Annotated in this window: 20 protein-coding genes and 3 pseudogenes; 15 read left to right on the plus strand and 8 right to left on the minus strand. The window is 59.9% G+C overall.

The annotated features are described in order from the left end of the window. Positions 1–366 precede the first annotated feature (366 nt). The 4 genes and pseudogenes from HB376_RS36385 to parA all read right to left on the minus strand — a co-directional run bounded on the left by HB376_RS36385 (position 367) and on the right by parA (position 2,376). Positions 367–953: pseudogene (locus tag HB376_RS36385) on the minus strand (S26 family signal peptidase). Beyond that, a pseudogene (locus tag HB376_RS36390) lies at positions 950–1,430 on the minus strand (DUF2840 domain-containing protein). The pseudogenes HB376_RS36385 and HB376_RS36390 overlap by 4 nt, the downstream one beginning before the upstream one ends. 59 nt (positions 1,431–1,489) lie before the next feature. Continuing rightward, positions 1,490–1,741 (minus strand): chromosome partitioning protein ParB, encoded by a 252-nt coding sequence (locus HB376_RS36395; protein ID WP_213768540.1) that lies wholly within the window; start codon positions 1,739–1,741, stop codon positions 1,490–1,492. After that, positions 1,738–2,376, minus strand: a complete 639-nt coding sequence (parA, locus tag HB376_RS36400; protein ID WP_213768541.1) for a ParA family partition ATPase — start codon at positions 2,374–2,376, stop codon at positions 1,738–1,740. Before parA ends, HB376_RS36395 begins: the two co-directional genes overlap by 4 nt. On the opposite strand from parA, the gene HB376_RS41465 reads away from it, so the two are divergent. Further along, a complete protein-coding gene (locus HB376_RS41465) occupies positions 2,375–2,503 on the plus strand; it encodes a hypothetical protein (protein WP_255631772.1) in 129 nt (42 codons plus the stop codon). The genes parA and HB376_RS41465 overlap by 2 nt on opposite strands. A gap of 115 nt (positions 2,504–2,618) precedes the next feature. Here HB376_RS41465 and HB376_RS36405 read toward each other — a convergent pair. Next, positions 2,619–2,780: pseudogene (locus HB376_RS36405) on the minus strand (RepA replication protein); the annotation flags it as partial. Between the two features lie 356 nt (positions 2,781–3,136). Continuing rightward, positions 3,137–3,304, minus strand: a complete 168-nt coding sequence (locus HB376_RS41470) for a hypothetical protein (RefSeq protein ID WP_255631773.1) — start codon at positions 3,302–3,304, stop codon at positions 3,137–3,139. Between the two features lie 779 nt (positions 3,305–4,083). Here HB376_RS41470 and hydA point away from each other — a divergent pair. From hydA to HB376_RS36480, 13 genes are all read left to right on the plus strand, one after another. Further along, entirely contained in the window at positions 4,084–5,520 is a 1,437-nt protein-coding gene (gene hydA / locus HB376_RS36420; protein WP_213768543.1) for a dihydropyrimidinase, read from the plus strand. Between the two features lie 112 nt (positions 5,521–5,632). Further along, positions 5,633–7,273: an ABC transporter substrate-binding protein gene (locus HB376_RS36425; RefSeq protein WP_213768544.1), complete on the plus strand. Its 1,641-nt coding sequence runs from the start codon at positions 5,633–5,635 to the stop codon at positions 7,271–7,273. Between the two features lie 64 nt (positions 7,274–7,337). Further along, on the plus strand, positions 7,338–8,378 hold the full coding sequence (locus HB376_RS36430) for an ABC transporter permease (RefSeq protein WP_213768545.1): 1,041 nt from the start codon (positions 7,338–7,340) through the stop codon (positions 8,376–8,378). Between the two features lie 29 nt (positions 8,379–8,407). Beyond that, positions 8,408–9,220 (plus strand): ABC transporter permease, encoded by an 813-nt coding sequence (locus HB376_RS36435; protein WP_213768546.1) that lies wholly within the window; start codon positions 8,408–8,410, stop codon positions 9,218–9,220. After that, positions 9,217–10,893 carry an ABC transporter ATP-binding protein gene (locus HB376_RS36440; protein ID WP_213768547.1) on the plus strand — a complete coding sequence of 559 codons (1,677 nt, stop codon included), beginning with the start codon at positions 9,217–9,219 and terminating at the stop codon, positions 10,891–10,893. The genes HB376_RS36435 and HB376_RS36440 overlap by 4 nt, the downstream gene beginning before the upstream one ends. Beyond that, a complete protein-coding gene (locus HB376_RS36445; RefSeq protein WP_255631774.1) occupies positions 10,890–11,804 on the plus strand; it encodes an NAD(P)-dependent oxidoreductase in 915 nt (304 codons plus the stop codon). Before HB376_RS36440 ends, HB376_RS36445 begins: the two co-directional genes overlap by 4 nt. 23 nt (positions 11,805–11,827) lie before the next feature. Beyond that, positions 11,828–12,586, plus strand: coding sequence for a 3-oxoacyl-ACP reductase family protein (locus HB376_RS36450; protein ID WP_213768548.1), 759 nt, complete (start codon positions 11,828–11,830; stop codon positions 12,584–12,586). Positions 12,587–12,621: 35 nt separating this feature from the next. Beyond that, positions 12,622–13,524, plus strand: a complete 903-nt coding sequence (locus tag HB376_RS36455; RefSeq protein WP_213768549.1) for an allantoinase PuuE — start codon at positions 12,622–12,624, stop codon at positions 13,522–13,524. A 79-nt stretch (positions 13,525–13,603) separates the two neighbouring features. Continuing rightward, positions 13,604–14,323, plus strand: a complete 720-nt coding sequence (locus HB376_RS36460; RefSeq protein ID WP_213768550.1) for a GntR family transcriptional regulator — start codon at positions 13,604–13,606, stop codon at positions 14,321–14,323. A gap of 232 nt (positions 14,324–14,555) precedes the next feature. Further along, complete coding sequence (locus tag HB376_RS36465; RefSeq protein WP_213768551.1) at positions 14,556–15,920, plus strand: amidase; 1,365 nt, start codon at positions 14,556–14,558, stop codon at positions 15,918–15,920. A gap of 38 nt (positions 15,921–15,958) precedes the next feature. Further along, positions 15,959–16,843, plus strand: a complete 885-nt coding sequence (locus HB376_RS36470) for a polysaccharide deacetylase (protein WP_213768552.1) — start codon at positions 15,959–15,961, stop codon at positions 16,841–16,843. A gap of 135 nt (positions 16,844–16,978) precedes the next feature. Beyond that, the gene (locus HB376_RS36475) at positions 16,979–17,278 is read left to right on the plus strand and encodes a hypothetical protein (protein ID WP_213768553.1); all 300 of its coding nucleotides are present in this window, start codon (positions 16,979–16,981) and stop codon (positions 17,276–17,278) included. Further along, positions 17,275–18,345: a GTP-binding protein gene (locus HB376_RS36480; protein ID WP_213768554.1), complete on the plus strand. Its 1,071-nt coding sequence runs from the start codon at positions 17,275–17,277 to the stop codon at positions 18,343–18,345. The genes HB376_RS36475 and HB376_RS36480 overlap by 4 nt, the downstream gene beginning before the upstream one ends. A 26-nt stretch (positions 18,346–18,371) precedes the next feature. Here HB376_RS36480 and HB376_RS36485 read toward each other — a convergent pair whose 3' ends face one another. Both HB376_RS36485 and HB376_RS36490 read right to left on the minus strand, forming a co-directional pair. After that, the gene (locus HB376_RS36485; RefSeq protein ID WP_213768555.1) at positions 18,372–19,559 is read right to left on the minus strand and encodes a lyase family protein; all 1,188 of its coding nucleotides are present in this window, start codon (positions 19,557–19,559) and stop codon (positions 18,372–18,374) included. Positions 19,560–20,637: 1,078 nt separating this feature from the next. Continuing rightward, positions 20,638–21,279 carry a GntR family transcriptional regulator gene (locus HB376_RS36490; protein ID WP_213768556.1) on the minus strand — a complete coding sequence of 214 codons (642 nt, stop codon included), beginning with the start codon at positions 21,277–21,279 and terminating at the stop codon, positions 20,638–20,640. Between the two features lie 358 nt (positions 21,280–21,637). Here HB376_RS36490 and HB376_RS36495 point away from each other — a divergent pair, with 358 nt between their 5' ends. Then, the gene (locus HB376_RS36495; RefSeq protein ID WP_213768557.1) at positions 21,638–22,396 is read left to right on the plus strand and encodes a glucose 1-dehydrogenase; all 759 of its coding nucleotides are present in this window, start codon (positions 21,638–21,640) and stop codon (positions 22,394–22,396) included. The last annotated feature ends 43 nt before the right edge of the window (positions 22,397–22,439 follow it).

The following is a 22,439-nucleotide window of genomic DNA, read 5'->3' on the forward strand; positions in this document are numbered from 1 at the left end:
CATCCGTTTGACGCACACCACTAGCGCGTGCCGCGCCACCCCCACGTGCAGACAAGGTTTTCAAGCGGCCGAGTGCCGCGACCTTTTATCTTGCCTTCCGCCTTTGCCTTCGCTTTCGCTCCGGGCCTCGGCGTCCCGGCGGTGCTGCGCTGCCCGCAGTCAGGCCGCCGGCGAACGCGGCCACGGCCACAGGCCGGGCTCGTTCGAGGCAAGACGCCTGCACATGGGAAGGCGGCGCCGGATGTTGCGCGAAGTGCGGCGCGGATGCGCACGCACTGCACGCGCGACGGCACCGTGACGACCAGCGGAACGACACGCCCGATGGCACGATGAGATGCACGGAAACGTGCAGCGAATCGGCGGCCATCATGGACGTGCCTCCAGCCAGACCGGATGTGCAACACCGATCACGGTGGATGCAGCAATCGGTCCGAAGTAGCGGCTGTCGAATGACGCCGGGTTGGTCACGCTCAACAGGAACAGTTCGCCAAGTTCAAGGCGGCGGCATTGCTGCCAGGATGGCAGCGGGCGGCCCAGCCGGTCGGCGGCAGCACGGTGGCCGCAGGCACGCCGTCGATGCGAACGATACCGCCAGCGATGCACACCTCCTGCGGTGATACGGCGCCCACTCGCTTGAGAAGCGGAACGCGCGTCGGTAGATAACCGCGCTGCGCAGCGAGTGCGGCAGCTTCGGCCGGCAGTGGGACAAGCACGATGCTGTCCACGGACAACGGACGTGGCAGCGAGGCGACTCGATGGGCGAACGGTTCAATGCGATACCAGGCGACCGCCACACTGTCGGACGGGTTGTAGGTCAGACGCGGCAGCGGCGACACGAACGCGGCCCAGACCAGCGCAGCGAGGCCGGTAGCGGCGAAGCCCGTCAGCACGATGCGAGCGCGCAGGCGCGAGCGAGGATACGGTGCGATGCTGGATGTGGAAAGCGTCGTTATGGCAACGCCCTCCCGGCCAGCCAAGCCGCATGTCGCTCGGCGGTGTATTCCGGTAGCGGCAAGCGCAGCGACCCGGTTGCCGAGCGTGCGCCAGTACGCGGGCGACACGTCGGCTGGCGCGATGCCCAGCGCTTCGATGGCGTCGAGCGGCACAAACACGGCACGGACGGCAGGCTCGCCCTCGGCGTGCAGCAGCAACCGCGCGCCTGGCAGCACGCCGGGGATGCGCTGCGCCGCATCGAGCGACGTGCAAGCCTGCATCACCATGAGTTCCCAACGGATCGTGCCGTAGTCATTGGCCTGCCACCGGATGCGGCAAAACACTGCCCCCGCCAAGAACATCGCGACACGGCGCCAGTGGTCAAGCCGGACGATGCGTGACGGTTCGCCGAAGCGCAGATAGATGTCGATGCGCCGCTCGACATAGGCGAGCGATACGCGGGTCAACGGTACGGTGCCGGCCCGTCTGGCGAGCATCGCGAGCGAAGTCGGATTTGTGTTGGTTGTGGCAGCCGTGGCAGCCGAAGGTTGTACGTTCATTGGGAGTTCTCCGGAAACTCGCGTTCCAGCAGTGCGCGCAGCAGTTCGGCCACCGTCACGCCACGCGTGAAGGCAGACACCTTGATGCGCGCCCGCATCGCGGGCGTGATGTCGAGGGTCAGGCGCGCGGTGTAGAGGTCGCCCTTTTGCAAAGCATCGGCGTCACCCTGGCGAATCCAAGCCTCGGCGTGGGGATTCGCCGGCGGACGCGCGCCGATGCCGATGCGTTTGCCGCGCGTGCTCGTCATGTCGGCCACCGCAGCAGTTCATCGGTGAGCGCGGCGATCTCGCGCGCGGCAGCGCTGTCGGGCGCCGTCTCGCGGGCGAGCCGGCCGGCGGCTACGCTGTCGGCAAAAACGATGCGCTGATGCACTTCCGAACGCAGCGCAGGCAGCGGCTGTTCGGCAAGTGACTGCCGCGCCTCCCGGCCGATGATGGTGGTGCTGACGCGCCGGTTGATGACGAAGGCCGCGCGTAGCGCAGGTCGAAACACCTGCGCCTCGCGGATCAACGCCACCATCTCGGCACTGGCCCGCAGGTCGTAGGGACTGGGCTGCACCGGGATCAGTACACGCTCGGCCGCCAGCAGCGCGGAGCGTGCCAAGGCGGCGATACGAGGTGGTCCGTCGATGATGACGTGATCGGCCCGCCTTGCGAGTTCTGGAGCCTCCTGGTGCAGCGTCTCGCGTGCCAGGCCTACGGCACTGAATAGCCTGGGCAGACCTTGCTGACTTCTGCGCTGCGTCCAGTCCAGCGATGAACCCTGCGGATCGGCATCCAGCGGGACGACCGATTGCCCGCGCATCGCCAGTTCGCCCGCGATGTGCGTGGCGAGCGTGGTCTTGCCTACGCCGCCTTTCTGATTGAGCAAGGCAACGATCATGGCGCGGCCCTCCGATCTGGAAAGCCAGCCTGCTTTTGTCCTGAAAGCCGGGATTGTTTTTGCTTTCGGGGTTGCTGTGTTTTTTGCCTTTCGGCAGTTGTCCACCGAAACGGCGCGCTTCTACTAAAAGTTAGAGAATTTAAGTTAGGTAAGTTAAGGGGCGTCGAAACCCGCGCCGTTATTGGCTTTTCGGGCGATTCGTACTCCTGATAGAACGAACCCGTCCACCGGTTGTCCCACAGTTATCCCCGTGCCGTGAACGGCACGGGCCGGAAGGTCAATAGCTCGGTCCGATCGCCTGGCATCCGTTCGATGCCCAGGACGTAGCCCGGCAGCGTTTGCCGCGCCACCAAAGCGCGCAAGTCGTAGGCGAAGTCCGAAAACCGCATGCTGCTGCCAGATTTCAATAAGCTATCCTCTCGAAATCAACTTCCTCAACTATTTCTGCTATTTGCACCAGAACCGCGTCTCGCAGGCGAGGGAAATCTACGAGGCGCGAAGGATCATTGAAGGCGGGGTCGCCTCAAGGCTTGCTGGACGGCTGACGCCCGCGCAGATCGAACAGTTGCGGGCCCACAGCGCGCGCGAGATCGAGGCCATCCGCCACACGGCGACCGCGCATTGTCCATCCAATTATCAAGCCGTTTTCACCACTTGCTGGCGGCGTTCTGCGCGAATCCGTTCGTTACGCGCGAACTGGAGGAACTGGTGAGCCGCATCATTATGTTGGGTATTTTTCGTTGCGGAGCCTGGCGCTGCGTCACCATGCTCGTGCGACGAGCATGGTGACATCGTCGATGCCCTCGTTGACGGTGATACCGCGCGTGCAGTCAAGAGCATGCACGTCCATCTGTCGATGATCGAGACGCGTCTCCAGCCGGAAATGTTCGTGCGTCCTGAAGTCGACCCGGACGAGGTGCTTCGGCAAGCCTGGGATAAGGTCCAGGTTGCGCGGTAATGCCGGTGTTCCGATGTTGAGGTATCGACCTCGCGGCAATTCAGGAGACGAATATTCTTCCAAATCAGCCTGGGCAGCCCGAGTTCGGCGTTCATGGCTGGGTGACTCTATTTTGCATGTAGTACGGTCGCGGCACTCGCCGTTATGCGGAACGGCAACTGGGGCGCAGGATGATCGGACATTCCGAGTGAGGCAGCAATCCTCCCTTGCGGCCTCTGCGCACAAACGCTTTACAACACGGGGCTGAGCTCGTGCTCGCGAGACGCGCTCGATGACTCGGCGTGTCGGAGACTTAGCCATCGCACGCATGTACCACTGACCGTTGAAATAAAACGGACCGAATCCCCTCAAGCCGTAAATGCGCTGCTGCTTGCAACCGATGCAAAGTAGATCAGGCAAATGGCGGGAATGCGCTGCCATCTTTCCTTCGAATTTTCCCCTCCCGTTGCGATAAGCCGTCCACGTTCTGCGAGATCAGGTTGATCTCCAAGCCTCAGACATTCTGCCACCCCGATAAACCAGCCTTCGTCAGCGTCCGACTCGGGGCGGAACGTGTCGGATTTCCGCGGTCTTTCACAGCAACACAAGTATCGTAAGCGGGGAGAGAATGGAAGGTCAGCGCATCTGTTGTCGACAAGAATCGTCATATTTTTCACAATTAAGAAAACAAAATGTTCTGTTGACCTATTATTTTGAAGAGATATATTAACGCCAACTTGTCGACAACAACTTTTTTCGCCGGAGTATCAATGAGCGCAGAGTTTGACCTGGTGATCCGTAATGCAAAGGTGACAACAGCCAGTGACACCTTCATGTCGGATATCGGCGTGATCGGCGGCCGGATCGTCCAGATGGGCGTGCGCTTGTCGACAGGAGCACGCGAAATCGACGCACGAGGCCGCACTACCACGCCGGGCGGGATCGATGCGCATTGCCACCTCGACCAGCCCATCGCGCCGCCAGCGAAAATGTCGGACGATTTTGAATCCGGCACCCGTTCGGCCGCTTGTGGCGGCACGACCACCGTGATTCCATTCGCCGCGCAGCAAAAAGGGGGCTCGTTGCGCGCGGCGATCGACGATTACCACGAACGGGCAAATGGCCGTGCGAGTGTGGATTACGGTTTCCACCTTATCGTGACCGATCCCACCCCAGAAGTCATGGCAACGGAATTGCCGGCGCTTATTGCAGAAGGGTATTCGTCGTTCAAGATCTACATGACCTACGACGACATGAAATTGAACGACGGCCAGATCCTGCGACTGCTTGCGCTTGCGCGAACGCATGGCGCCATGGCAATGATTCATGCGGAAAACACCGAATGCATCGCCTGGCTGACCGAGAGCCTTCTCGACTTCGGGCTGACCGCGCCGCGCTATCACGCGGCGTCGCGGCCCATGCTGGTTGAACGTGAGGCCACGCATCGGGCGATCAGCCTTGCGGAACTGGTTGATGTCCCCATGCTTCTTGTCCATGTTTCCGGGCGCGAGGCGGTCGAGCAGATTCAGTGGGCGCGTGCTCGCGGGTTGAAGGTATTGTCGGAGACTTGCCCGCAATATCTTTTGCTTACAGCCGAAGATCTCGGTATTGACGACAGTTATGAAGGGGCGAAATGCGTGTGCAGCCCGCCTCCGCGCGACGCCGCCAGTCAGCAGGCAATCTGGGCAGCACTGGCTGACGGCACCTTCACTGTTTTTTCTTCGGATCACGCGCCGTTTTCATTCGATGACGACCAGGGCAAGAAGCCAAGGGGCCGCGAGGTCGCGTTTCCCTACATTCCAAACGGCATACCGGGTATCGAAACCCGCCTGCCGCTGTTGTATTCGGAAGGCGTGCTGACCGGCCGGATTTCGGTCAACCGCTTTGTAGAGCTGACCGCCACGAATCCTGCGAAGACCTATGGATTGCACCCGCGAAAAGGGACGATTGCAATTGGTTCGGACGCCGACCTTGTGATCTGGGAAGAACGCAGCGTGCTGCTCACGAATTCGATGCTGCACCATGCCGTCGATTACACGCCGTATGAAGGCCGCACCCTTGGCGCGTGGCCGGCTTATACGATCGCCCGCGGCGACGTGGTATGGGACGGAAAGCAATTTCTCGCGGCACCGGGTCGCGGACGTTTTCTTCCGCGCGGACTGCCGACCATGGTTGCGCGCCGGCCGGCGAGCGGCGGCGTGCGATAAGGCTGCAAGCTGACGGCTATTAAAGTGCTTCACTTGGCCATAAATTTTGGTGTCCGAATTACTTTAAAAATAGCACTGCGTTATTCCATCTCATCGAATCCAGGAGTGTGTCATGTCTAAACTGTTTGACAGCGCCCGCGTGTCAGCGCAGGCCCGGATAAGGTCCGCGCACGCCGGACGCGTGCTGTTAGCGGCAGCGGTTTTGTCCATTGGCGCTGGCTCGGCGCCGGTGTTTGCACAGGACAACAATTCGATGCTGCTTGTCGCGGGGCCGCGCACGCCGGAATCACTGGATCAGGAATATCCACCCACGGAAGCAAGTCACGAAGCGCGCCGCAATATCTATGAGCGGCTGTTGTCATATGAAATGAAGCCCGGAGAAAACGGCGTGATGGTCGAGAACTTCGACAAGCTCAAGGGCGCGCTGGCAGAAAGCTGGGAAACCTCACCCGACAAGAGTTCGATTACATTCCATTTGCGCAAGGGCGTAAAAAGCTACGCGGGCAATACGCTAACCGCCGACGACGTCATGTGGACCTTCGAGCGCGGCTGGAACCTTAAGGCCACGTTTCGCTGGTACATGACGCAGGTGCTGAAGATCACGGACTTTAATGCGGCGTTCAAGAAAATCGACGACCAGACTGTGAAGGTTACCTTGCCGGGGCCGTCGCCGCTGATCGAACGCCTATGGGTGAACAACGATCTTGGCATTATAGATTCGGTGGAGATCAAGAAGCACGTCACGCCGGATGATCCGTGGGCCTCACGCTGGCTCTCCAGCCATTCCGCTTCGTTCGCGCCATATCAGGTCACGAAATATGCGCCGGGCCAGGAGGTTGTCTATGAAAGCAACGCGAATTATTATCGCGGTGCGCCGAAACTGACTCGCATCATTTTCCGCGAGATGCCAACGTCGGCGAATCGTCTTGCTGCACTCCAGGCCGGCGCCGTCGACGTGGCGGAATGGCTTGCGCCAAGGGAGCAGGCCACGCTCGGGCAGATGCCGGGTGTGAAAGTCTGGAAGGTGTACGGTAACTACATCCAGCGCGTGGAGATGAACAACGCCGCCGCGCCGTTCAACAATGAGAAAGTCAGGCAGGCGCTGAACTACGCGGTGCCACGCGACCAGATCCTGAAATCCGTGTTCTACGGCACGGCGCGCCTCACCAAGAGCCCCGTGTCCGAGATTTATCCGGCATACACCGACAAGTACTACAACTACTCCGAGAATCTCGATAAGGCCCGCGCGCTCCTGAAGGAGGCTGGACTTGAGAAAGGCTTCAAGACGCAACTCGGCTATCCAACCGGTGACCAGACGGAAGAGGAGCTGGCTGTCATTCTCAAGACGGCGTTTTCGAAGATCGGAGTGGATGTCGAGTTGCAGAAGCTGCCGGCGTCCACGCTGGTGGAGCGCTACTCGAAGGGCACGATTCCGATGTACTTCTTTCGCGACATGGCGATCGTGCCGGATGCCGCTTATGTGACGAACCTGTGGCTCAACAGCGCGTCGCTGATCAACTATTCGCACTACAAGAACGCGGAAGTAGACAAGCTGATCAACGACAGCCTCTCCATGACCGACGAAGCAAAACGCAAGACGTCGATGGAACGCGTGCAGCAACTTGTAATGGAACAGGCGCCTTGGGTGTTCCTGATAAACCCTGGTTACCAGCTCGCGACACGCGCGAACGTAAAGGGTTATAGCTGGAATACGACAAACGGCAACACCTGGTACGACTTTTCCAAAAACTGATGTAAAGGGGTGCGAATGAACTAGCTGTTCGCACCCGCGTAACCCTGGTTCGAGGAGTTGTGCGATGGTTCTATTTTCTGCCTGGCGATCGATTCCCCGTTCGATTCGCATTGTGATCGCGCGGATCGGCGTCCTGATTCCGCAAATGTTCGGCGTGATGTTCGCGACATTCCTGCTCATTCGCATGCTGCCGGGAGACCCGGCGTTGCTGATGCTCGGCAACATGGCGACGCCCGAAGCCATCGCGGCGTTGCGCGAGCGTCTGAATCTCAATGGCACGATCTGGTCACAATTTGGCAGCTACATCAAGGCTTTGCTTCACGGCGATCTGGGCACCTCGATGTTTACATCGAACCCCGTCACAGTCGACTTGATGCAACGCGTGCCCGCCACGCTTGAACTGATCACCTATTCAATGATCTTCACTGTGATCTTGGGCGTGGGCATCGCGGTGACGTCGGTGGTCCGCAAGGGAGGTTGGGTCGATCGGGGCAGCCGGATTTACGGACTGGCAGCGGGCGCAATCCCTGATTTCTGGGTCGGACTGCTGCTGATATTTACGTTATTCCATCTGGCGGGCGTCGCGCCCGCGCCATTCGGACGGATCGATTCGTTCATCACGGCGCCGCCTGCCGTCACCGGGTTTTTCACAATCGACAGCGTGATCGCGGGTAACTGGACCGCGTTTCGTTCTTCGGTGTCGCATCTGTTGTTGCCGGTCCTTACGCTCACCATTGTCAACGCGGGCGGCCTGATGAAAATGACGCAATCCACGTTCGCCGATATATACAAAAGCGAGTTCATTCGTCACGCGCGCGCATCGGGTCTATCGGAGCGCACGCTGGTGTTGAGTGCATTGCGCAACAGTTTGCCGCCCATCATCACCATGATTGGTTTCCTGTTTGGCTTTCTGCTTGGAGCGGCCGTGCTGGTCGAGACCATTTTTGCGTGGGGCGGCCTGGGACAGTATGCGGTGCAGGCCGTGATGAATAGCGACTACCCGGCGTTGCAAGGATTTGTGCTGGTCGCGGCGGCCTTCATCCTAGTGGTGTACACCGCCGTCGACGTGCTGTACGGCCTCGCCGATCCGAGGATCGAAATATGAAATCCATGGCTGATTACCGAGGCTCACGAATGAGCGCAACGCTCATGTTCGGCTTGTCGCTGCTCGCGCTTCAGATCGTGCTCGTTGTGTTTGCGCCGCTGATCGCGCCGCATTCTCCAGTCGACGCCGATCCCATGAACATCCTCAAGCCGCCTTCGTGGCACTACTGGTTCGGCACTGACGTATCGGGCATGGACATCCTCTCGCGCGTCATCTACGCCACGCGGATCAACCTGCTCATCAGTGTGACGGCCGTGGTGATCGCGTTTGTCGTCGGCGTGCCCATCGGGCTGTTGACCGGCTTCTACAAGAACCTCCTTAGCACCCTGGTCATGCGCATCTTCGACTTCATACAGTCGTTCCCTGTGTTCGTTCTTGGCATGGCGCTCGTTTCGGTCATGGGACAGGAAATCTGGAATGTCGCGATCGTACTGGCGGTGCTGTTCATTCCGATGTTCGCCCGGCTGATCCGCGCGGAGGTGCTGTCGTTGCGCGACCGGCCGTTCATCAGCGCGGCACGTTGCAGCGGGGCGACCAACGTCGCCATCATGTTCCGTCACATCCTGCCCAACGCAATGACGCCGGCCATCGTGCAGGTGTCGATCAGCATCGGCATGGCGATCTTGCTGACAGCCGGGCTGTCGTTCGTCGGGGCGGGCGTGCGCATGCCTACACCGGAGTGGGGCCTGATGGTCGCCAACGGCGCGCAGCAAATGATCCTAGGCGTGTGGTGGGCAGCTCTTTTTCCGGGTCTCGCCATCATCATCTCGGTGCTGACATTCGCCATTCTCGGCGATGCTGTAAAGCGTCTGGCTGAACCCACGTCGCGGGGCGAGCAATGAACGCGCACACGGATCAGGTTTTGCTTGAGGTCGAAGACCTGTCGGTTTGCTTCGACAATGCGCCCGGGCGGCGCGTGCTCGACGCAGTCAGCTTTTCGCTGCGTCGGGGCGAGATACTCGGGATCGTGGGCGAGACGGGCGCCGGCAAGTCAATCCTCGCGCGATCGATCATCGATTTGCTGCCGGAGGGCGGCCGTATCGCGAGCGGACGCATATCGTTTAATCGGCAGTCCGTATTCGACATGCGCGCTCGCGAGAAGCGGCGCTATCGCGGCGGCGATGTCGCACTCATCGGCACCAACGCGAAGATGCTGCTTGATCCTGTCGAAACGGTCGGCGCGCAGCTCGTGCGCGTGCTGAGAGTACACAAGCGAATTGGCAGGAAAGCGGCGTGGCAGGAAGCAATCGATTTGTTCAGGCAGGTTGGCATTGTCAATCCGGAGGGCCGCGCGCATTCCTATCCGCACGAGTTGTCGGGCGGGATGGCACAGCGCGTGGTGATCGCGATGGCACTGATCGCGCAGCCGAAGATCCTGCTCGCCGACGACGCCACTCTCGGCCTCGACGCGACCATTCAACTGCAAGTACTCGACCTGCTGGTGCAGAAAGGCAAGGATTTGGGCCTTGGCGTATTGCTCGTGACTCACGATCTCGGTGTCGTGGCGAATTATTGTGATCGAGTCGGCATCATGAGGGACGGCAAGCTGATCGAACTCGCCCCCGTCGGAGACTTTCTGAAGGCGCCGGCGCGCCCGTACAGCCGTGAGTTGCTGGATGCCGCAAAAGTGCGTCCCGCCTTGTTCGATTCCACCGGGCGGGCAAGCAGCGGCGAGCAGGAGATAACAATCAAGCGGCGTCCGTTGCTCGAGGTCGAGCATCTCGTGAAAACCTTCGTTTCGGAGCGCAGCCATGCGGTCGTACGCGCTATCGATGACGTTTCGTTTTCCATCGCACAGGGCGAGACGCTCGCACTGGTGGGCGAAAGCGGCTCGGGCAAGACGACTACCGGGCAATGCCTGCTGCGTTTGCTCAATGCGGATTCGGGCGTGATTCGCTTCGATGGCAAGAATATGCTTGACATGACGGAGCGTGAATTCCGCGCCGTGCGGCGCCGCATGCAGATGGTGTTCCAGGAGCCCTATGTGTCGCTCAATCCGCGCTGGCAGGTTCGCGATCTCATCTCTGAACCGCTCGTGCTTGCACCAAGGCTTTCACGCGGCGATCGTGACGCGCGGATTCTGGAGCTGCTCGATCTCGTCAATCTGTCGCGCAAGCGCGCGTACGCATATCCGCATGAATTGACCGCCGGCGAGCAGAAGCGCGTGGGTATTGCGCGGGCGCTCGCCGCGAATCCGGACTTCGTGGTCTTCGACGAATGCACGACCGCGCTCGATATTCGCGTGCGTGCGCAGATCATCGAGCTGGTGCGCAATCTCCAGGCCGAGATGGGCTTGTCCGCGCTGTTCATCACGCACGACCTGAACTCGGTTCGCTCGCTCGCGCATTATGTCGCGGTGATGCGCAACGGCAAGATCATCGAGACAGGCGAAGCCGAGACAGTCTTCAACCGGCCAGTCGAGGAGTACACGAGAAAGCTGCTGCAGGCGGAACTTCCTATCGAGGAAGTCGCCAGGAGCGTTCATCATCTCGACGTCGCAGGAGAAAAACAATGAGCTTCCCGCAGAGAATCATGGTCACCGGCGCGGCCGGACTGGTGGGTCATGCCGTGTGCCGCCAATTGCGCGCGCGTGGCGACGAGGTCATCGCAATCGACCGGGTAGGCGGCGTTGATATTGGCGACATCACGGTGACGGAGTGCGATCTCGGCAATGTTCACAGATTGCATGCGCTGGCACTGGACGGGCTGTCGGATGTGATCCATTGCGGCGCCTATTCAGGCCCGATGGTGGCGCGCGACAACCCAGTGGCGATGGTACAGGTCAACATTGTCGGCACGGCGAACATGCTGGAACTGGCCCGGGTTCATGGCGCGCGGCGTTTCGTGTTCTGCTCGTCGACCAGTGCTTACGGAAATACCCCGCCCGCGCCGGTGAAAGAGGACGTTGTGATGGCGCCGGCCAGTCTCTACGCCGCGAGCAAGGTTGCGAGCGAGCAACTGGTGGCGGCATATGCGCAGCAATTCGGTGTTGACGGTGTGAGCTTGCGGCTCTCGTGGGTATATGGCCCTCGCCGCACGACCGATTGCATGATTCGCACCATGCTGACCGATGCAATGGCGCAACGTCCCACGCGCGTTCCCTTTGGTGAGGATTTCTATCGGCAGTACATTTACGTGGAAGACGCCGCCGCCGGGTTGATCTCCGCAATTGACGCACCAAAGCTGCCTCGCCGTACATACAACATTACAGGCGATAGCCGCCTGACGCTCGGCGAGGTCGCCGGAGTCGTGCGCCGCATACTGCCCTGCGCTGATATCCAACTGGCGCCTGGTCCCGATCCGCTTGATGAACTGCAAGAACGCTTCGATATCTCCGCAGCGGCAGCGGACCTTGGCTATCGACCGCGCCATGACATTGAAGCAGGCATCCGCGCCTACGCGGACTGGCTGTCCAAGAACGATTAGCCCTTGTTTGAAGGAGTTTCAGCGTGGAATCATTCTCCCTTCGCGGCAAGACCGCGCTCGTGACCGGCGGTAACAGCGGGATTGGCCGTGCAATCGTGCAGCTCTTCGCGGCACAAGGTGCGAAGGTCGGCATCTCGCACTGCGCCGATCCGCAAGGCGCGAATGCGCTTGCGTCCGGACTCGTGGCAAGCGGCGCGGACGTGCTCGTTACAGAGTGCGACGTGACCGATGCTGACTCGGTCACGTCGCTCGGTGCATGGAGCCGCGACCATCTTGGCCCCGTTGACATTCTCGTGAACGCGGCCGGCATTAGCGGCGAGACGCCGTTCGTGGATCTGTCGATAGAGCAATGGGACCGTATGATGGCCGTCAACCTGCGTGGCACCTTTCTCGTGACGAAGCAGTTCTTCGGCGAAATGGTCGCGCGCAAATACGGCCGCGTGATCAACATTGCATCGCAGCTTGCCTACAAAGGCACGCACGACATGAGCCACTATTGCGCATCGAAAGCAGGCGTGGTCGGTTTTACACGCGCGCTGTCATACGAAGGCGCACCGCATGGCGTGACGGTCAACGCAATCGCACCAGGTCCGGTGGAAACCGCGATGCTCGCCGGATTCAGCGACGAGTGGTGCGCCATCAAATTCGGCGAACTGCCTGCGGGCCGCTTTGGCCAGGCCGATGAAATCGCGCCGACTGCATTGCTGCTTGCGTCGCAGACGGGCGGGGCTTATTTCATCGGACAAACTCTGTCGCCCAATGGCGGCGATGTGATGCTCTGAGCGTATTTAAACGTCAGCTACAGGAGAGAATCCACATGGATCTCGACCGCGATTTCATTGGTTATGGCGCGAATCCGCCGAATCCAAACTGGCCCGGCAAGGCACGCATCGCAATCAACTTCGTAATGAATTATGAGGAAGGCTCGGAGCCTTCGATTGCCGATGGCGAGAATGCGACGGAGACATGGTTCACCGAATCGGATGGCCTTGACTCGGGCGTGTCCGGCCGCGACCTTGCGGCGGAAGGCTTGTTCGAATACGGCAGCCGTGTGGGGTTCTGGCGTCTCATGCGTATTTTTCAGGATCGAGGCCTGACGCTCACCGTCTATGGCTGCGCGCTCGCGCTCGAACGTAATCCTCAAGCCGCTGCGGCGATCCGCGCGTCGGGGTTCGACGTGTGCAGTCACGGCTGGCGATGGATCAGGCATTACGGCTTGAGCGAGGAAGTGGAGCGCGAGCACATCCGGCTGGCTATCGAATCACTGGCGCGCACAACGGGCGAGCGTCCATATGGCTGGTACTGCCGTTACTCGCCGTCTGTAAATACGCGCAAGTTACTTGTGGAAGAGGGCGGCTTTCTCTACGACTCCGATTATTACGGCGACGAGCTGCCATTCTGGAAGAACGTCCAGGGCAAGCCGCATTTGGTGATACCCTATTCGCTGACTACGAATGACGGCCAGTATGCCGGCTCTGTAGGTACCGGAAACCAGTGGTTCGAGTTCATGCGCGACACGTTCGACATGCTGTACCGTGAGGGTGCAACGCAGCCAAGAATGATGTCCGTCGGCCTGCATATGCGGCTCATCGGGCATCCGGGGCGCGCGGCGGGATTGGAGCGGTTTATCGACCACGTCATGAAACATGATGACGTGTGGATCGCGCGCCGTATCGACATTGCGCGGCACTGGATCAAGGAACATCCGCATACACGTTAGGGCAGTGCGACGCCACAGGTACGCCGGCGCATCGACATGTAGACCGGACGTGCAACTCAAATCCATTCAGACGCAGCACATGCTAAAAACCGTTAGCGAAACCAAGTTATCGAAGCCCCGCAAGACCCGCGACGGCGACAACAGCAGCGAAGAGATTTACGAGCAGATCTATGTCGCATTGCTTGAGCACCGCCTTGTGCCTGGCACGAAGCTGGCGGAAGAGCGGCTCGCCGCTATTTTCGGGGCTACGCGGGCAAGAGTCCGCGATGCACTGAGCCGCCTTGCTTACGAACAGATCGTCGAGCTTTATCCGAAGAAAGGATGGTTCGTGGCAAAGCCGTCGGTGGATCAGGCGCGGGATGTTTTCGAGGCGCGCCGCCTGATCGAGCCTGCAGTCATGTATCGGCTGACGCGCGACATCACGCCGGAGAAGCTCGCCCAGTTGCGCGAACATCTACGCCGCGAAATGGATGCGCGCGCGCGCGGTGACAAGCGCGCAATCATCCGGCTCTCGGGCGAGTTTCACAACCTCGCGGCGGCGCTTGCGGGAAACTCTTCTTACACCCGCAGCCTGCGTGAGCTTTCCACGCTGACGTGCCTTGTCATTTTGTTGTACAACGCGCCTATCAGCGTCAGTTGCCGGGCGGACGAGCATACGGTCATCGTTGAGGCGATCGCAGACGGCGATGCAGACGCGGCCGCGAAACTCATGCTCGATCATCTTGATCACATTGAAGGGGCGCTGAATCTCGATGTCGTCGATGACGAAGTCGATCTGGAAGCAATCTTCAAGCGATAAGGCGTTGGCGGCGCTCAGCGTTTCGCCGCGTCGACCCGCCCGGCGGGAAACCTCGATGCGTATGCGCCGGCATGCCAGATAGCTGGCGCTCGCATCCTTATTGGATTCTCTTTTCATGATCCAGATGCGGATGAATCTGCCTTTTATCCGCGGTCTTTTTAGCCTTGTCCAATCGAGAAAGAAATTCGTTGACGACCTACAGTTATCCCTCACGAGACTGGAACGCCCTCCCATGCCTGACTCCCGCACGTCTGCTGTCGCGCTGTCGCGCGCATTTGCCTCCGGCAAATCAAACCCTGTCGAGATTGCCGAGGCGGCATTATCGAAAGCGGCGGCTGCACCCGCTGTGTTTCTCACAACCACGCCTGAACGCGCGATCAAGCAAGCCGAGCAATCGGCGAGGCGATGGCGTGAAGGCCGGCCGCTCAGTCTGCTCGATGGCGTGCCGCTCGCGTGGAAAGACCTGTTCGATGTCACGGGAACCGTAACCACAGCGGGTTCGGCCGTCTTCGCCGCGCGGCAGGCGGCTCGCGCCGATGCATCGCTCGTCAGCGCAGGCGCTCGCGCCGGCATGGTATGCATCGGCAAGACCGGCTTGAGCGAGTTTGCGTTTTCAGGGCTCGGACTCAATCCGCATTTCGGCACCGCGACCAACCCCGGTGTCGACAACGGTCGCCGCGCGCCAGGCGGATCGTCGTCGGGCGCGGCGGTCGCGGTGGCAACCGGCATCGTGCCGATCGCGGTCGGCACCGATACCGGTGGTTCGATTCGGGTGCCATCGGCGTTCAACGGCCTTACCGGTTTTCGCGCGAGCGTTGCGCGCTATTCGCGCGAGGGCATGGCCGCGTTATCGGCTACGCTCGATACGTGCGGACCGCTCGCCACCAACGTGGCCGACTGCGTGGCTTTCGACGCCGTCATTCGTGGCATAGACTTTGTATTGCCTGAAGAAGCCATAATGCCGGGAACGCGCTTCATAGTCGATCCAGGATTGCCGGAACGTTATTTCGTCACGGCACCGGTCGCCGCGAACTTCGAGCGCTTCGTCGCGAGGCTGCAAGAGGCGGGCGCCATCATTGAACGCAGGCCGCTCGCCACGTTATCAAACTTCAGCGACCTGATGCGCGAGCAGGGCTGGCTCGGTGGCCTCGAAGCGTTCCTGGTGCATCGCGCGCTGCTCGATTCGCCCGATGCAGCGCGTATCGATCAGCGTGTGCGCACGCGCCTCGAAGCGAACCGCGCTGCGCCGCCGGAGCGCCTCGGGCATCTTCTTGCGCGGCGCACTGCGTTGATCGCCGAGTTCGCGAAAGACCTTGCGGGCGCCACGCTCGTGATGCCGACTACGCCGCACGTCGCACCGCTGCTTGAGCCTCTCGAAGCCGATCCCGAGCTGTTCGCGCGCGTCAATCTGCAGACGCTCAGCATGACTATGCCCGGCAGTTTCCTCGATACCCCCGCGATTGCCCTGCCATCGGGTTCCGACACGGACGGTCTGCCGACCAGCGTGCAGCTCATGCGCACGCAGGGCGACGACGATGCGCTGCTGCGTATCGCCACCGCAGTCGACGCGGCGCTGTCGCAACATGCTTGCAGATAAGCGGCAACCGTATCCCATTCAAACGATGGAGAAAAACGATGGCGAAGGAAATCCTGGTGACATTTGGTATTGACGTCGACGCCGTGGCTGGCTGGCTCGGTTCATATGGCGGCGAGGATTCGCCCGACGACATTTCCCGCGGTTTGTTCGCGGGCGAAGTCGGCTCGATGCGCCTGCTGAAACTCTTCGAGCGCGAAAAGATCAAGACAACGTGGTTTATCCCGGGCCATTCGATTGAAACGTTTCCCGAGCAAATGAAGGCCGTGGCCGACGCCGGGCACGAGATCGGCATTCACGGCTATAGCCATGAAAACCCGATCGCAATGACACCGGAGCAGGAAGAGGCGGTGCTCGACCGCAGCATTGAACTGGTGACGCAGTTGTCGGGCCGGCGCCCGGCCGGCTACGTTGCGCCATGGTGGGAATTCAGCTCTGTGTCGAACGAGCTGCTGGTCAAGAAGGGCATCAAGTACGATCACAGCCTGATGCACAATGACTTTCACCCGTACTACGTACGAGTGGGCGATGCGTGGGCCAAGATCGATTACAGCAAGCATCCGAACGCATGGATGAAGCCGCTCGTGCGCGGTCAGGAAACGGATCTGGTCGAGATCCCCGCGAATTGGTATCTGGACGACCTGCCGCCAATGATGTTCATCAAGAAGTCGCCAAACAGTCATGGCTTTGTGAACCCGCGCGACATCGAACAGATGTGGCGCGATCAGTTCGACTGGGTGTATCGGGAACACGACGACTATGCCGTGTTCCCGATCACGATTCATCCGGATGTCTCTGGCCGTCCGCAAGTGCTGCTGATGCTCGAACGCCTGATAGGGTATTTCCGCTCGCACCAGGGTGTGCGGTTTTGCACTTGCGACGAAATTGCCGATGACTTCCTCGCCCGTTTCCCGCGCAGCAAATAAGGCACTGAACCTATCCATCGAAGAGCGTCTGCCGGAGTCCGGCGGGACGTTATTTCGGCAAGACGCTGGGCGCCCATCCCGGCAGCTCCGTGATCCAACAGTTCAAGTTCACGAACCTTCAGGAGTGAGGCAAGCATGTGCGGCATGTGCGGGCTGCTTGGCGGAGGTAACCACTGGTCGAACGCCACCGCGCCCCTGGCGGGCGCGAACCCTCGTCGGCAGCGGTTGATTCAAGCGGCGCTCGCCAATCGAGTGCTGATGCCGTTCCGGCTGAAACTTGATGACTTCCACGGGCGGTCGTTCGTGCTGACTTCGCCGACGGGTGCAAGCGAGATGGTCAACGACTTCTCGCAGGTCTGGCGCGTGGCTGAGCGCATGCTTGGCCGGCCACTTGACCCACTGACTCTTTTTACAGACGAAGCGGCGGCGCCATGAGCCTCGCCTACGAGATCTTGCCGCTTACCCTTGTGACCGGTTTCCTCGGCAGCGGTAAATCGACATTGCTCGCCGACGTTCTGCAGGGTGACGCCGCCCGCGATACCGCCGTTCTCGTCAACGAATTCGGCGACGTCGGGCTGGATCATCTCTTGATCGGGGAGGTGGATGCACGCACCGTGCTGCTTGACAACGGTTGCGTCTGCTGTTCGATTCGCGGCGAGTTGAAAGACGCGCTCGCGACGCTTTTTTCACAGCGTGCACGCGGTAAGACGCCGGCGTTCTCGCGAGTCGTGCTGGAGACGACGGGACTTGCGACTCCCGCGCCGATCATCGCTACGTTGCTTGGCGATCCTGTGATCCGCAGTCACTACGCACTGAACGCGACCATCACGGTGGTGGACGCAGTGAACGCGCGCGAGCAGCATGCACGCTATCCTGAATGGCTCGCGCAGGTGACTGCTGCCGACCGCCTGCTGATCAGCAAGCCGGATCTCGTCGATCAAACCACCCTGACGGATCTGGCGGTCGTGCTCACGGCGCTCAACCCAACCGCGCAGATCCTGGTCCGCGGCAATGCCTCGCACGCGCAAGGCATTGACGGACATAGTGGACGCGCGCTGCTCGACGCGCTGTTTGCCTCGGCGAGTTCGACCGATCTGGTCATGCGGATGGGCAGGGTGCGCCGCCATGCGGCGGTCAATGGCGGTCCGCTTGCGCATCGCGGCGAACAAGCGTCGTCGATTCACTCTTTCTGCATGCAAATTGATACGCCTCTCGACTGGCAGGTCTTCACACTATGGTTCACGCTGCTCCTCAACCGTCACGGTGGCAAGATTTTGCGCGTGAAAGGACTGCTCGACATTGCGGATTCGGATCGTCCGGCCGTGCTGCACGCGGTCCAGCATCTCGTTCATCCCGTGCTGCACCTGCAAGCGTGGCCTCAGGCAGACGAAGCTTCCCAACGCTGCTCGCGGCTTGTCTTCATTGCAGAGGGTCTTAGCCGCGATGCAATAGAAGCATCCTACGCACGGTTTCGACATCATCTCGAAGATACCGGTCGTTAAGTGCGAGGCGAATGCCGAAATCGCCTTCATATCGTACTGGGGCCGACGCTGCTCAGGTGCAACAAGGCTAGCATGTCCTTTCGAGTCATCACGCTTTCGGCTTCCACTATCTCGATCAGCGGCCGGCCCGACTCGACCGCCTTCGCAACCAGCGCCGCCGTGCGTTCGTAGCCGATTGCATCCTTCAACGCCGGGGCAATCGCAGTCGACTCGAGCAGGTTGTGCTCGCTCGCTTCCGCGTCGGCAATGATAGGCCGCACACAATGCGTGTCGAACATCGATATCGCCCGCGTCGCTGCACCTATCGCCTTGAACAGCGACACCGCAATGAGAGGCATGTAGAGTTGTTGCTCTCCAGTTGTTCGTTGGCGGCTGCGAGCATGACGCTGATCCGCACTAGCCACGAAGTACGCGATCTGCGTGAGTCCCATCGCGTGGACCGAATTGACCTTTCCCGGCATCGTCGACGAGCCAGCCAGTTGCGGCGCGAGACGAAGCTCGCCGATTCCGCCGCGCGGGCCGGAACTAAGCAGCACGAGATCGTTTGCAACTTTGGCGAGTGCAAGCGTGGCCGTTTTTGCAGTCGACGAAAGCGCGGCGAATTTATCCATGTTTTGCACTGCGTCGAAGAGGTCGATTGCGGGCGTAAGCGGCTCGCCGACCAGTTCTGATAGCGCAGTCGTCACCGCATGCCGGTAGCCGTCGTAAGTCCCGAGACCGGTGCCAACCGCAGTGGCGCCGAGCGCAATCGTGCTCAGGACCGGAACGTGTGCGTCGAGTAACGCCGTCATCCGTTGCGCCAGCGACGCATAGCCGCCGAACGCCTGACCAAGTTTCATCGGCAAAGCATCTTGCAAACAGGTTCGGCCGATTCGCAGGATGCCTTCGAAGCTGGCTTGCTTGTCGCGCAGTGAAGCTGCCAGTTGGTCGATGACGGTTCGCAACTGGCCTGCTTCCTCGCGCAAGGCCAGTTTGGCTGTGGTGAGCAGCACGTCGCTGGTGGACTGGGCGTAATTGACGTGATCGAGCGGGTGAAGGAACTCGTAATCGCCGGGGCGATACCCCATCAACTGAAGAGCGCGATTGGTAAGCACTTCGTTGATGTTCATGTTGATCGACGTGCCACACGAGTCCTCCAACGGATCGACGATCAGCGCGGCACCATGCTCTGCCCCTCCGCGAGTTCCATACGCGCCTGGACGATTGCGTCGCATTGCGTACAGGTTATCTTGCCGTTCCTTGCATTGGCCCGCGCGATTATCATCTTCGTGCGTGCAAGCCATTTTACGAGTTTGACGCGCAGCGAAAGCTCGAGGTCGATCATGCCGATACCATGACGCTACTCGTGGCGCAGGGTTTTGGATGGGCCATTACGACGCCAACGCCTGATGCAGACAGGAACCCGGTTTGCCGACGCGATAACCCTCGTTCCCATCGATAAAGGTAATTCTCTGCGTTCGATTTTCCTCGTCGCGCGACGGGGCGAATTCCTCACGCTCTCAAAAGCGATCGCCGATGCCGTCAGGGCGGCGCTTGATGGACTGCTGGACACGTACGCTTGGCTGAGACTCTATGTGCCTTTGGGTAAAGGTGCTTCCGACGAGTAGTGGCCGCTAGCTATTGGCCCTGCGCGGGGTTGTCCAGACATTGCGTAATCGTTCGGCGTCGAGCACGCGAATATTGTGCATGTAAAGCTTGAACGGGGGGCGCAGCGAATACTATGCTGCTCGACGTTCCATACCGTCGCTATTTCCCCGCCTTCTCGCGCAGACCGGCTTTCTTTCTGATCGGGCTGACAACCGTCCTCCAACGAAGGCAAGTTACTCGACACCATAAAACGCTGACCGGTTACCCGACGATGGAACGAGCCTCCCAGAACGCCCTCGAAGAAAATGGTGGACGAGACATTGCCTACTAACGCTTTGATGCCGAATTGGGCGAGCAGTGAATGCATGCCTGTTTAAGCTGCTTGGTCCAGAAATCGCATAGGATAACTATGCGATTCGAAGACATCCGTTCCAACTAAGATGCTCTTATGGGTTGCGAGATCGCCAAGCGCTTGTCCTGTTTGACTTTTAATCGAAGACCCGCCAAGGTATCAGTCTGCTCCTACAGTTGAAGATATTTCCAAGAGTCTTGGCTATGGCGGGTCGACCTCAGCCGACGGTACTGCTGCGAATAACTGGTCGGGGACCGTATAAGCGAGGAGCGTGATCGAAAGACCGTACGTTTGTCCATGGACGTCTCCCAGTCGTCATTCAAGCTGCATAACCTGCGGGACGTTGATCTCTGTCAGCGTGTGTTTACATGCGTTGTTTCGAACAATCCACGTACTGCATCCAAATAAGCGTGCAGCGATGGCCCGATGTGGCTTTTGCACAATGTCACGAGACTCTCACGGCTGCCGCTCTCTATAGCGCGAATCATGGCCCAGTGCTCGTCGCGCGCATTCCGCAAATGCGGCTCGCTCGCCGAAGTATAGAAGCGTGCGCCATGCACTTTGTGGGCTGAGTTGCGGATCATCTCTGCCAGATAAGGGTTGCCGCAAGCGGAGAACAGACATTCGTGAAATGCCATGTTCGCGTGAAACGCCGCGCGATGATCCTTAGCTTCCACGGCCTCAGTGTGTTCAGTCTGAATCCGCGTTAGTTCCTCTACGAATTCTGGCGAACCGGGCAGGAGAATTTGCTGTGCGGCAAGCATTTCCAGTGCTTCGCGCACGGAATAAATCTGGGTGATTTCCTGCGGGCTCAACAGGCGCACAGTCGCGCCTTTATTCGCGATGTGTTCGACCAGCCCCATGCGCTCCAGCTCGAAGATCGCTTCCCGAATCACGTGCTTCTTGCAATCGAAGTGAGCACTCAGCTTCTCCTCCAGCAAGCGCTGGCGCGGCATCAGCCAGCCAAGCACGATCTGCTCCTCGAGCGCTTTCACGATCTCCTGAACTTGATTCGTCGATGGCTTTCGCGTCATCGTGTCTGTCATTTTAAAACCGCGTTCTCGTTAAGAATTTTGAAAGAAACTGTCTGATAACAAGCTGGCAACAGGCCAGGCGCGACGTCCATGATTCTAAGCGCCCGCGTCGCCGCATCACGCGATTGTCATCAATTCGACTATCTGGATCATACATCAACAAGATCATTGACAATCTAGTTAAAGAAAACGAGACTTGTCGCGACGGACCAGTTTGCTCAGGAATTTCGCGACGCACGCCGCGTAGTCCAGGTTCGCTAGATGCGCCGGGGAACACGCCGGCGAGAGATTTTTAGCTCATAACAAAGGAGACACGCGCGTGAAACAGCGGCTGAGCGGCAAGCGCATCATCATCACGGGTGCGATCGACAACATTGGGAAAGCGGCGGTCGTTGCGTTTCTCGAAGAGGGCGCGAAGGTAGTCATTGGCGATATCGATGCGGTTCGCGGTGCCGAAGTAGCAGCGGAGTTCGGCGCGCACGTGAAATTCATCGCCGTGGACGTCACGCAAGAGCAGAGTGTCGCGGCCTTCATTGATGCTGGCGCATCGTGGCTCGGTGGCCTGGACGTGCTGGCGCAAAACGCCGGCGTGATGACCTCGGGAGACATCACGAATCTCGACGCAGCAGCATTCGACCGGGTCTTCGCCGTGAACGTCCGAGGGCTGTTCTTCGGCGCGAAGTATGCGGTCCCGCATTTGCGCCGGGCTGGAGGCGGCTCGATCATCAATACGGCGTCGCTTGCGGGTAAACGCGGCCAACCAGGGCTTACTGTGTATTCGGCGTCCAAGGGCGCGGTGATCGCATTCGGCACTACGCTTGCGCTCGAACTGGCGCCATCGAAGATTCGCGTGAACACGATTTGTCCGGGCTGGGTCGATACAGCGTTCAACGATCCGATCGTCGGATTCATGGGCGGGCGTGCCACGCAGGACGACAAGGTCGCGACCTTCGTGCCGCTTGGCCGGCAGGGAAAGCCCACTGAGATTGCGCCGCTCTTCGTGTTCCTGGCGTCGGACGAGTCTTCTTACGTTAACGCGCAAGCCTTGCTCGCCGATGGAGGCGCATTCAACTCATAAGAACACGAAGCGCACGTTTCACCGAATTCTCAATACCGCAGTA

The organism is Caballeronia sp. dw_19 (genome assembly GCF_018449515.1).
GTDB lineage: Bacteria > Pseudomonadota > Gammaproteobacteria > Burkholderiales > Burkholderiaceae > Caballeronia.

Excerpts from the sequence above, each read along its gene's own strand:
- HB376_RS36470 (WP_213768552.1), top strand. The coding sequence starts at position 15,959 with ATGGCGAAGGAAATCCTGGTGACATTTGGTATTGACGTCGACGCCGTG.
- HB376_RS36460 (WP_213768550.1), top strand. The coding sequence starts at position 13,604 with ATGCTAAAAACCGTTAGCGAAACCAAGTTATCGAAGCCCCGCAAGACC.
- HB376_RS36430 (WP_213768545.1), top strand. The coding sequence starts at position 7,338 with ATGGTTCTATTTTCTGCCTGGCGATCGATTCCCCGTTCGATTCGCATT.
- HB376_RS36435 (WP_213768546.1), top strand. The coding sequence starts at position 8,408 with ATGAGCGCAACGCTCATGTTCGGCTTGTCGCTGCTCGCGCTTCAGATC.
- HB376_RS36465 (WP_213768551.1), top strand. The coding sequence starts at position 14,556 with ATGCCTGACTCCCGCACGTCTGCTGTCGCGCTGTCGCGCGCATTTGCC.
- hydA (WP_213768543.1), top strand. The coding sequence starts at position 4,084 with ATGAGCGCAGAGTTTGACCTGGTGATCCGTAATGCAAAGGTGACAACA.
- HB376_RS36395 (WP_213768540.1), bottom strand. The coding sequence starts at position 1,741 with ATGACGAGCACGCGCGGCAAACGCATCGGCATCGGCGCGCGTCCGCCG.
- HB376_RS36440 (WP_213768547.1), top strand. The coding sequence starts at position 9,217 with ATGAACGCGCACACGGATCAGGTTTTGCTTGAGGTCGAAGACCTGTCG.
- parA (WP_213768541.1), bottom strand. The coding sequence starts at position 2,376 with ATGATCGTTGCCTTGCTCAATCAGAAAGGCGGCGTAGGCAAGACCACG.
- HB376_RS36455 (WP_213768549.1), top strand. The coding sequence starts at position 12,622 with ATGGATCTCGACCGCGATTTCATTGGTTATGGCGCGAATCCGCCGAAT.
- HB376_RS36475 (WP_213768553.1), top strand. The coding sequence starts at position 16,979 with ATGTGCGGCATGTGCGGGCTGCTTGGCGGAGGTAACCACTGGTCGAAC.
- HB376_RS36485 (WP_213768555.1), bottom strand. The coding sequence starts at position 19,559 with ATGCGACGCAATCGTCCAGGCGCGTATGGAACTCGCGGAGGGGCAGAG.
- HB376_RS36480 (WP_213768554.1), top strand. The coding sequence starts at position 17,275 with ATGAGCCTCGCCTACGAGATCTTGCCGCTTACCCTTGTGACCGGTTTC.
- HB376_RS36445 (WP_255631774.1), top strand. The coding sequence starts at position 10,890 with ATGAGCTTCCCGCAGAGAATCATGGTCACCGGCGCGGCCGGACTGGTG.
- HB376_RS41465 (WP_255631772.1), top strand. The coding sequence starts at position 2,375 with ATGGCGCGGCCCTCCGATCTGGAAAGCCAGCCTGCTTTTGTCCTGAAA.
- HB376_RS36425 (WP_213768544.1), top strand. The coding sequence starts at position 5,633 with ATGTCTAAACTGTTTGACAGCGCCCGCGTGTCAGCGCAGGCCCGGATA.